This is a genomic window from Streptomyces sp. NPDC044571 (assembly GCF_040647115.1).
In the GTDB taxonomy this organism is placed as follows: Bacteria; Actinomycetota; Actinomycetes; order Streptomycetales; family Streptomycetaceae; genus Streptomyces.
This window is the reverse complement of sequence record NZ_JBEZBN010000033.1, coordinates 68217-78400: the sequence shown is the minus strand read 5'-3', so window position 1 is coordinate 78400 and position 10184 is coordinate 68217. Positions and strand designations below refer to the sequence as shown.

The window sequence follows — 10184 nt, the reverse complement described above, 5'->3', positions numbered from 1 at the left end:
CTACCCCCCACCCCCCCCGCCGCGCACACCGCCCCCCCCCCCCCCGCCGGACCGCCGGCCTCACCCGCGGCCCCCTAACGCCCGGCCCGGCCGGGGCTCCCCCCCCCGCGGCCGGGCCTCCGTATGCGTACGCCTCCCTGCGGCGCGCCTACTCCATCGGGCGGGCGAAGGTCCCGAGCCGCGAGCAGACCTCGTACGATGCCGTCACCGGGCGCTCCCGCAGGATCTTCCTGGCCCGGTACTCGCCGAGGCTCATGGCGTACCAGGGCAGGCGACGGTCCTTCGCCATCTCGTCGTTGATCCCGCGCAGGGCGCAGGACCGGTGCGGCTCCGGCAGCCGGTCCAGGGCGGGCACCGCGTCCGCGGACAGGGACTGGAAATAGGCCAGGTCGATCTTGGCGGCCTTCTGGTAGCGGGCCACGTTCTTCTCGGCGACCAGCCCGTCCGGCGACATCAGGCCGAAGACCAGCACGGCGCCCGCCGCGCTCGCGGCCACCGCCCGCGGCAGCCAGCGCGCACCGAACACCCCCGCGGCCATGATCAGGACGATCACCAGACCGAGCCACAGCTCCATGGCGGCCACGGACACCCGAAGCCGGGTCAGCCCGTACGCGTCCACGTACAGGTCCATGCGGCGCAGCGCGGAAGCGACCACCACCAGGGTGAGCGCGCACAGCGTGCCGAGGACGACCCGTACGAACCGCCGGTCGCCGGCTCCCCCGTGCGGCGCCCAGCGCAGGGCGAGCGCGATCACGGCGAGGGTGAGCAGGGTGGCCCAGAGCAGCTGCCAGAAGCCCTGGCGCGCGTACTCGGCGTAGGTGAGGCCGGTACTCTCCAAGACCTTGTCGTAGCCGCCGAACAGGACGGCCAGCTGGACCGCGTTGAAGCCGGCGAAGAGCAGGTTGAGCAGGACGAGCGGAAGCGCCCATTCGATGCGCGACCGGGGCTTTCCGGGGGCCACCCGGATACGGTCCCAGCGCGAGGGCGCGGCGGCGGTGCGCGCGGCGGCCAGCGCGAGCAGGGTCCCGAGCAGGAACAGCAGGAAACGCACCAGACCGTCGCCGACGGACACCTCGGGCGTCAACCCTTCCAGCAGATCGGCGAAGGCGGCGTCGGCGGACGCGAACAGGGCGCCGAACAGCACCAGCAGGACCACGGCCACCGCGGCCGCCTTGGCCACGGGCACCCACCGCTCCCGGTTGACCCCGCTGCCCCGCGCGCGCAGCCCGGCCCAGGCCCAGCGGGCGCCGAGCACGGTGGCGTCGACGAGGCCGAGCGGGCTGAGCAGCACACCGGGCCAGGTGCGGCTGCCGTGCAGGGCGAGGGCGCCCAGCAGGACGGCCGCGAGCAGCGCCAGGGTGGAGGGCCAGCCGGCGTCGCGCAACGCGGGCACGGCGAGGAGCAGAAGACAGCCGACCGCCCACGCAAGGGTCCACGGCCGGGCGGTGCGCCGGGCCGTGCGCGCGGCGGCGTACGCGGCGACGACGGCCGGCACCGCCGCGAGCAGCAGGCCGGAGCCCAGGCCGTCGCCGAGGAGGAGCGCCGCTGCGACTCCCGTGGCGACGGCCGAGACGAGGACGGCGGTTCCGATGGGAGCGGCGTCGGCGGGGCGGGCGGCCATCGCCCAGCCCAGCGGGGCGGCGGACCAGGCTCCGCTCCGGGCGCGCTGCTGGCGGGCCTGGTAAGCCTGCCATGCGCGGGCGTCCCACCCCGGGGGCGGCCCGGCCGGGGGCGGGCTGGCCGGGGGCGGGCTGGCCGGGGGCGCCGCCTTGTCCCGCCCGCCGCCGGACTCCTGGTCGGCCGCGGGCGACACCCCGGCTGCCGTCGCCTCCTCGGTCGCGCCGGACACCCCGGCCGCCGTCGCCTCCTCGGCCGTTCCGTCGCCCGCTCTCTCGGACTCCGTCATCGGCTCCCCCTCCCCTGTCGGCCGCCCCCGGCATCCGGTGGGGGCGGCGGAGCGGACAGGGTAGGCCCGTGACGTGCGGCTTCGACCGGGAGGCAGGGGCCCTGTGGCAGGACCGTGACAAACACCGGCCCGGCCCCGCGGGCCTGCGGCACCCGGGCGCGCTAGCGCGCGGCCACCTTTGGGAGCCAGGACGGAAGGGCCTCCGTGCGGGCCAGCCAGGCAGCCGGCAGCACCTCGTCCCCGCGCGCTCCCAGCACCCCGCCGACGATCGCGCAGGTCGTGTCCACGTCCCCGCCGACCTGCGCGGTGGTCCAGAACGCCCGCTCGTAGTCGTCCAGCGAGCGTGCCGCCGACCACAGCGCGAACGGCACCGTGTCGTGGGCACTCGTGCGCCGGCCGCAGCCCAGCACCGCCGCGACGGTGGTCGCGTCGCCGTAGTCCAGCATGTCCCGCGCGCGGCGCAGCCCTGCGCCCACTGCGCTGCGCGGTACCAGCGCGATCACCCCGTCCAGGAGGTCCTCGGCCTTCGGCGGGCCGGCCGGGGCCGCCGCCAGCGCGGCCGCCGCGGCGACGGCCATGGCGCCGCAGACCGCCTCGCGGTGCTGGTGCGTGGTGTAGGCGGAGATCTCCGCCTGGTGGGTGGCCTGCTCGGGGTCGTCGGCGTACCAGGCACCGAGCGGGGCAATGCGCATGGCCGCCCCGTTGCCCCAGGAACCCTGCCCGTTGAACAGCTCGGCGGCCAGCGTGCGCCAGTCCTGACCCTCCCGGATGAGGCGCAGCATCCGGTTCACGGCGGGCCCGTATCCGCGGTCGAAGTCGTGGTGGTGGGCGAAGGAGCTCGCCAGAGCGTCCTGGTCGATGCGTCCGTGCTCGGCGAGGACGGCCACCACCGAGCAGGCCATCTCGGTGTCGTCGGTCCACTGCCACGGGTCGGAGCCGACGGGCAGCTCACGCCGCTTGAGCAGGGGGTAGTTCACGGGGACGAAGTACTGGGAGCCCAGGGCGTCACCCAGGGCCAGCCCGCGCAGGCTGGCCACGGCGCGTGCGTAGCGCCTTTCGGAGGAGGAGTCAGCGGTCATCCCGCGTCACTTTAGCCGTCCAGGTCGTAAGGCTCCGGTGTGGTCCAGCGCTCAAACGGGCGGTCGAGCCGGTAGCGGCCGTCCGGGCCGAGCTGGAGCACCCGGAATTCTCCGTTTCCAGGATTGGACAGGCATTCGAATTCCGCCACCGACCAGTGGAACCAGCGCATGCAGAACAGCCGCATCGTCAGCCCGTGCGTGACCAGCAGCACGTTCGGCGGATGGTCGGGGGCCTCGAAGCTGCGGTAGAGGCTTTCGAGGAACGAGCCGACCCGGTCGTAGACGTCGGCGCCCGACTCGCCCTGCGCGAAGCGGTAGAAGAAGTGGCCGTACCGGTCCCGGTACGCCTTCTGCAGGCGTACGTCCTCGTGGTCCTGCCAGTTCCCCCAGTCCTGCTCGCGCAGCCTCGGCTCCTCGCGCATCCGCACGCGGGTGGGGTCGAGGCGCAGGTCGCGGAAGGTCTGCAGGGTGCGGCGGTACGGGGAGACGTACGCGCTGATGCGCTCGTCGCCGAAGAGCTCGCGCAGGCGCACGCCGGCCTCGGCGGCCTGCTCGTGCCCGAGCCGGGTCAGCCGCAGGGCGTGGTCGGGCTCCCGCTCGTACACCGTGTCATCGGCATTTCCCTCCGATTCCCCGTGTCGGACAAGGACGATACGCCGTGGTCGTACCATTCCACGACCCTATTCGGCCGTCGTCGGACCGGGCGCCCGGGCACGCCGGTCAGCCCTGCGATCGTCGTACGGTCATACCGTCCAGGAGGGTTCGAGGTCGACGACGTCCCCGGTGAGGGCCTCGACGTCGGCTTCCGTCTGGGCGCGCAGCGAGAGCCGCTCGACCCGCTCCTGGCGGTACTTGCCGTGCTCGCCGGCCGCGTGCCACATGGACAGGACGAGGAACTCCCGGCCCGGGGCCTCGCCGAAGAGGCCGCGGATCATTCCGGGGGAGCCGGCCATGGCCGGATTCCACACCTTCTCCTGCATCAGGGCGAAGTGGTCCACCCGGCCCTCACGCACCCGGGTGTGCGCCACGCGGACGACGTCCGCATCGGTGAAGCGCGGTTCGAAGCCGGTCTTCACATCGAAGCGGTGGTCGAAGAGCGTGACCCGCGCATCGGTGTACGTGCCGTTCTGGGCGGCAGCCAGCCGGTCGTGGGAGCGGGCCATGAAGGAGTCGTAGAAGGACCGGCTCTCCCAGAACGCGAAAACATGCGCGACCCCCTGCCGTCCCCGGCTCCAGCCGCCGCCCTGACCCCGGAATCCGGGCTCGCCGGGCAGCCCCGCCCATTTGCGCTGCCCACGCTCGAACCCGCGTCGGTCCGTCACCGTGCAGCGAATCCACTTGACCAGCACTGCGCCATGGTACGGGCCCGGCGCGGCCCCGGTCAGTCCCCAGCGCGGTTGATCCGCTCCAGTTCCTCCGCATCCCGCCCGGACAACCGAAGCCCGAACTCCCGGTCGAGCAGGGCGAGCAGCTCTGCGGGCTCGACGGACTGCCGCTCGGTGCGCCCGTCGGGATACAGGCGGGTGAGCTCCCGTCCGACGAGCGCCCGGCGGACGGTGTCGCCCGGGAGTTGGACAACGACCTTGCCGAGGAAGGCGGAACGGGGGTGGGAGGAGCTGTAGTGGTTCAGCACGACGTAGTCGACGGGGTGGTAGCACTGCGGGGAGAACGCGTACAAGTCCCGCCAAGTGCCCTCGCGGAGCAGGGACAGCGCGAGGATGCCGTCCTCCTCCGCGCGGACGGCGTACGTCCACTCCCCCTGCACCACCTCGGCTCCGGGCCGCGCCAGCGGGACCGGCTCGACCGGGCCCTGGTGGCCGAAGCCGGCGTCGCAGAGCCACGGTTCACCCTCGACGGTGACGACGAGGACGGCGTGCGTCACCGCGAGCAGGGAGTCACCCCGGGTGCGGTTGCGGGCGCCGCGCCCGGACACCTCGAAGCCGATCCGCTCCAGGGCCGCGGCGAGCAGCGAGTTCTGCTCGTAGCAGTAGCCGCCGCGGCGGCCGTGCACGAGCTTGCCCTCGATGGCCTTGACGTCCAGCTCGACGGAGCGGCCCAGCAGGACGTCCAGGTTCTCGAAGGTGATGGCACCGGTGTGGGCCCGGTGCACTGCGTACAACGTCGCGAGGTCCGGGCGGAGTTCCCCGTCGCCCCCGACGGGCCCCTCGTACCCGATCCGCGCCAGATAGGCGTCGAGGTCCAGCTCGTCACCGCTCCACATGTTCTCCCCCGCTCCCCTGCACACACCGTCGGACCACCCGACGCCGAAGCGGGGACCGGCACATGGCCGGTCCCCGCTTCGTCAGTATGTCAGCCGCTCAGCAGCCGAAGCCGCCGGAGCCGCCTGCGTCAGCTGCAGCCGCTGGTCGAGCCGCAGCCCTCGCAGATGTAGCAGGAGCCTGCGCGCTGCATCTTGGTACCGCACGAGAAGCAGAGCGGGGCGTCCGCGGAGACGCCGAGCTGCATCTCGACCAGTTCGGCGTTGGAGTGCGCCGTCTTCGGGGCCGGGACCGGAGCGGCCTCGACCGGCTTCGGAGCCGGGACCGCGGCCAGCGGGGCCGACTGGGCCAGGGACTCGGTGTCGAGCTCCTCCTCAAGGGGCTCGTACGAGCCGGTCTCCAGGTGGCGCTGACGCTCCTCGGCGGTGTGGATGCCGAGCGCCGAGCGGGTCTCGAACGGCAGGAAGTCCAGCGCCAGGCGGCGGAAGATGTAGTCGACGATCGACTGCGCCATCCGCACGTCCGGGTCGTCCGTCATACCGGCCGGCTCGAAGCGCATGTTGGTGAACTTCGAGACGTAGGTCTCCAGCGGGACCCCGTACTGCAGACCGACCGAGACCGCGATCGAGAAGGCGTCCATCATGCCGGCGAGGGTCGAACCCTGCTTCGACATCTTCAGGAAGACCTCGCCCAGGCCGTCGTCCGGGTAGGAGTTCGCGGTCATGTACCCCTCGGCGCCACCGACGGTGAAGGAGGTGGTGATGCCAGGGCGGCCCTTGGGGAGGCGCTTGCGGACGGGGCGGTACTCGATGACCTTCTCGACCGCCGCGCGGATGGTCTCCTCGGTCTTCTCGGTGACCTCGGCCTTCTCCTCTTCCTTCTTCTTCGCGGAGAGCGGCTGGCCGACCTTGCAGTTGTCACGGTAGATCGCGAGCGCCTTGACGCCCAGCTTCCACGCCTCGAAGTAGATCTCCTCGATCTCCTCGACAGTCGCCGTCTCCGGCATGTTGACCGTCTTCGAGATCGCGCCGGAGATCCAGGGCTGGATCGCGGCCATCATCCGGACGTGGCCCATCGGGGAGATGGAGCGCTCGCCCATGGCGCAGTCGAAGACCTCGTAGTGCTCGGTCTTCAGGCCGGGGGCGTCGATCACATTGCCGTGCTCGGCGATGTGGGCGACGATCGCCTCGATCTGCTCCTCCTGGTAGCCCAGGCGGCGCAGGGCCTGCGGGACGGTGCCGTTGACGATCTGCATCGAGCCGCCGCCGACGAGCTTCTTGAACTTGACCAGGGCCAGGTCCGGCTCGACGCCGGTGGTGTCGCAGGACATCGCGAGACCGATCGTGCCGGTCGGCGCGAGGACGGAGGCCTGGGAGTTGCGGAAGCCGTTCTTCTCGCCGAGGCGCAGGACGTCCTGCCAGGCCTCGGTGGCCGCGGCCCAGATCGGGGTGTCCAGGTCGTCGGTGCGCGGAGCCACGGCGTTGGCGTCGGAGTGCTGCTTCATGACGCGCTTGTGGGCCACGGCGTTGCGGGCGTAGCCGTCGTACGGGCCGACGATCGCGGCGAGCTCGGCGGAGCGCTTGTACGCGGTGCCGGTCATCAGCGAGGTGATCGACGCGGCGAGCGTGCGGCCGCCGTCCGAGTCGTACGCGTGGCCCGTGGCCATCAACAGGGCGCCGAGGTTGGCGTAGCCGATGCCCAGCTGGCGGAAGGCGCGGGTGTTCTCGCCGATCTTCTGCGTGGGGAAGTCCGCGAAGCAGATCGAGATGTCCATCGCCGTGATGACGAGCTCGACGACCTTGGAAAAGCGCTCGGCGTCGAAGGACTGGTTGCCCTTGCCGTCGTCGTTCAGGAACTTCATCAGGTTCAGCGAGGCGAGGTTGCAGGACGTGTTGTCCAGGTGCATGTACTCGCTGCACGGGTTGGACGCGGTGATGCGGCCGGACTCGGGGCAGGTGTGCCAGTGGTTGATCACACCGTCGTACTGGATGCCCGGGTCGGCACAGGCCCACGCGGCCTCGGCCATCTTGCGGAAGAGCGCCTTGGCGTCGACCTTCTCGATGACCTCGCCGGTCATCCGGGCGCGCAGGCCGAACTCGGTGCCGTTCTCGACGGCCGTCATGAACTCGTCGTTCACGCGGACGGAGTTGTTGGCGTTCTGGTACTGGACGGACGTGATGTCGTCGCCGCCCAGGTCCATGTCGAAGCCCGCGTCGCGCAGGGCGCGGATCTTCTCCTCTTCCTTCACCTTGGTCTGGATGAAGTCCTCGACGTCCGGGTGGTCCACGTCCAGGACGACCATCTTGGCCGCGCGGCGGGTGGCGCCGCCCGACTTGATCGTTCCGGCGGACGCGTCGGCGCCGCGCATGAAGGAGACCGGGCCGGATGCGTTGCCGCCGGAGGAGAGGAGCTCCTTGGAGGAGCGGATGCGGGAGAGGTTCAGGCCGGCGCCGGAGCCGCCCTTGAAGATCATGCCCTCTTCCTTGTACCAGTCGAGGATCGACTCCATGGAGTCGTCGACGGCCAGGATGAAGCAGGCGGAGACCTGCTGCGGCTGGGGCGTGCCGACGTTGAACCACACCGGCGAGTTGAAGCTGAAGATCTGGTGCAGCAGCGCGTAGGTCAGCTCGTGCTCGAAGATCTCCGCGTCGGCGGGGGAGGCGAAGTAGTCGTAGTCCTCGCCGGCTTTCGTGTACGTCTTCACGATCCGGTCGATGAGCTGCTTCAGACCGGTCTCGCGCTGCGGGGTGCCGACCGCGCCGCGGAAGTACTTGCTGGTGACGATGTTGACCGCGTTCACCGACCAGAAGTCGGGGAACTCGACGCCACGCTGCTCGAAGTTGACCGAGCCGTCGCGCCAGTTGGTCATGACGACGTCACGGCGCTCCCAGTTCACCTCGTCGTACGGGTGCACGCCCGGGGTGGTGTGGATGCGCTCGATACGCAGGCCGCTCTTGGCGGCCTTGGTCCCCTTGGCGCGGGAACCACGTGCCGAGCTGCTCGCCGTCTCTGTCATGCCGCCTCCCATATGCGGGCAAAAACGCCCTGAAGTGCCAGCGCTATTCCGCGGCACGGTGCTGTCTCTTGTATCTACGTTTCTTCGCCTGGCCGAGCTGACGGGCCGCGCTGCACTGCGGCCGCCAGGTCAGTCGGCGGCGGAGGCGGGCACGGGGACCGAACCGGTCCCGGCGGGCCCGCTCTCTTCGGGGTGAGGCCGCCGCTCGCGCAGTTCCGCGATGGCGGTCTCGAAGTCTTCAAGGGTGTCGAACGCTTTGTACACGGACGCGAACCGGAGGTACGCGACCAGGTCGAGCTCCTGCAACGGGCCGAGGATGGCCAGGCCCACGTCGTGGGTGGTCAGCTCGGCGCTCCCGGTGGCGCGCACCGCCTCCTCGACCCGCTGGCCGAGCTGGGCGAGGGCGTCCTCGGTGACCGGCCGCCCCTGGCATGCCTTGCGCACGCCGGAGATGACCTTGGTACGGCTGAAGGGTTCGGTCACCCCGCTGCGCTTGATCACCATCAGCGAGGCCGTCTCCACCGTCGTGAAGCGACGGGAGCAGTCGGGGCACTGGCGGCGTCTGCGGATCGACGTGCCGTCGTCGGTGGTGCGGCTGTCGACGACGCGGCTGTCGGGGTGCCTGCAGAAGGGGCAGTGCATGGTTCCCTCACCCTCCCTCTTGGCACGACTGAATCACCCCTCGGAGCCCCTGAACGACGGAGACGGGCTCTGCCGGGGGCTCGTGGAGCAGCCCCCAGCATATGCGATCCCAGGAGCCTCAGCGGACCCGAGGACCACAACTTCTGGGCGGCCGCGCCCATCCAACCACTAGATCTTGGGTTGTGGTGGATTTACGTCGATCCGCGTGTCGCGGCGCCGGATGCCCGGACCCGGCGGTTCCCGGTGCCACACTGGGCGGAGCGGAAGGCGGCGATCCGACCCGGAAGGGTACCGTAAGCAGCGGAGGCGGGACCGAACCCGCGTTCGGCGGACCGATCGCCCATACACCTCAGCATGCGATCACGTTGGGTGATCTGCGATTTTTCACTCGAACGTGTGTTTGGCGCAACCTTTCGAAAGCAACTACCGTTGTCCAACTAGGGAGAACATTTCGAGAGGGGCCGACGTGACCACCACCGCAGACAGTGCCGCCATCACTGCCCAGAACCGCTCCCAGAGCCGACTTGAGCCGGTGCATGCCATGAATGACGCAAGTCTGAACCCGGAGGCGGAGCCGGTACGCGCCGCACGCTCGCTGCCAGGGCGACCTCCAGGTATCCGCGCCGACAGCTCCGGGCTCACGGACCGGCAGCGGAGGGTCATCGAGGTCATTCGCGACTCCGTCCAGCGGCGGGGCTACCCGCCGTCGATGCGGGAGATCGGCCAGGCGGTGGGCCTGTCCAGCACCTCGTCCGTCGCCCACCAGCTGATGGCGCTGGAGCGCAAGGGCTTCCTGCGCCGCGACCCGCACCGCCCGCGGGCGTACGAGGTGCGCGGCTCCGACCAGCCGAGCTCGCAGCCCACGGACACCACCGGCAAGCCCGCCGCCTCGTACGTCCCCCTGGTCGGCCGGATCGCGGCCGGCGGTCCGATCCTCGCCGAGGAGTCGGTGGAGGACGTGTTCCCGCTCCCCCGCCAGCTGGTCGGTGACGGCGAGCTCTTCGTCCTCAAGGTGGTCGGCGACTCGATGATCGAGGCCGCGATCTGTGACGGGGACTGGGTCACGGTCCGTCGCCAGCCGGTCGCGGAGAACGGCGACATCGTCGCCGCGATGCTCGACGGGGAAGCCACCGTCAAGCGCTTCAAGCGCGAGGACGGCCACGTCTGGCTGCTCCCCCACAACTCCGCGTACCAGCCGATCCCCGGCGACGAGGCGACCATCCTCGGCAAGGTCGTCGCCGTACTGCGCCGGGTCTGACCCCGCGCCCCCAACCAGCTCCGGGACCCACTGCGCCGGTCCCGGAGCTGCTTTGTGCCCGCCC

8 protein-coding genes are annotated in these 10184 nt (G+C 71.0%); 1 reads left to right on the top strand and 7 read right to left on the bottom strand.

The window, feature by feature from the left end; genetic code table 11:
• Positions 1 to 148: 148 nt before the first annotated feature.
• From AB0B01_RS19275 to nrdR, 7 genes are all read right to left on the bottom strand, one after another.
• The gene (locus AB0B01_RS19275; protein ID WP_361720115.1) at positions 149 to 1906 is read right to left on the bottom strand and encodes a DUF4173 domain-containing protein; all 1758 of its coding nucleotides are present in this window, start codon (positions 1904 to 1906) and stop codon (positions 149 to 151) included.
• Between the two features lie 161 nt (positions 1907 to 2067).
• The gene (locus AB0B01_RS19270) at positions 2068 to 2985 is read right to left on the bottom strand and encodes an ADP-ribosylglycohydrolase family protein (protein WP_361720112.1); all 918 of its coding nucleotides are present in this window, start codon (positions 2983 to 2985) and stop codon (positions 2068 to 2070) included.
• Between the two features lie 11 nt (positions 2986 to 2996).
• Positions 2997 to 3656 carry a histidine phosphatase family protein gene (locus AB0B01_RS19265; RefSeq protein WP_361720109.1) on the bottom strand — a complete coding sequence of 220 codons (660 nt, stop codon included), beginning with the start codon at positions 3654 to 3656 and terminating at the stop codon, positions 2997 to 2999.
• Between the two features lie 72 nt (positions 3657 to 3728).
• Positions 3729 to 4334: a YdbC family protein gene (locus tag AB0B01_RS19260; protein WP_356850280.1), complete on the bottom strand. Its 606-nt coding sequence runs from the start codon at positions 4332 to 4334 to the stop codon at positions 3729 to 3731.
• 32 nt (positions 4335 to 4366) lie between these two features.
• Entirely contained in the window at positions 4367 to 5206 is an 840-nt protein-coding gene (locus AB0B01_RS19255; protein ID WP_361720106.1) for an arylamine N-acetyltransferase, read from the bottom strand.
• Positions 5207 to 5334: 128 nt separating this feature from the next.
• Positions 5335 to 8220 (bottom strand): vitamin B12-dependent ribonucleotide reductase, encoded by a 2886-nt coding sequence (locus AB0B01_RS19250; RefSeq protein WP_361720103.1) that lies wholly within the window; start codon positions 8218 to 8220, stop codon positions 5335 to 5337.
• A gap of 129 nt (positions 8221 to 8349) precedes the next feature.
• Positions 8350 to 8862, bottom strand: a complete 513-nt coding sequence (gene nrdR / locus AB0B01_RS19245; protein ID WP_361720101.1) for a transcriptional regulator NrdR — start codon at positions 8860 to 8862, stop codon at positions 8350 to 8352.
• 466 nt (positions 8863 to 9328) lie between these two features.
• On the opposite strand from nrdR, the gene lexA reads away from it, so the two are divergent.
• Entirely contained in the window at positions 9329 to 10120 is a 792-nt protein-coding gene (gene lexA / locus AB0B01_RS19240) for a transcriptional repressor LexA (protein WP_361720098.1), read from the top strand.
• Positions 10121 to 10184: the final 64 nt, after the last annotated feature.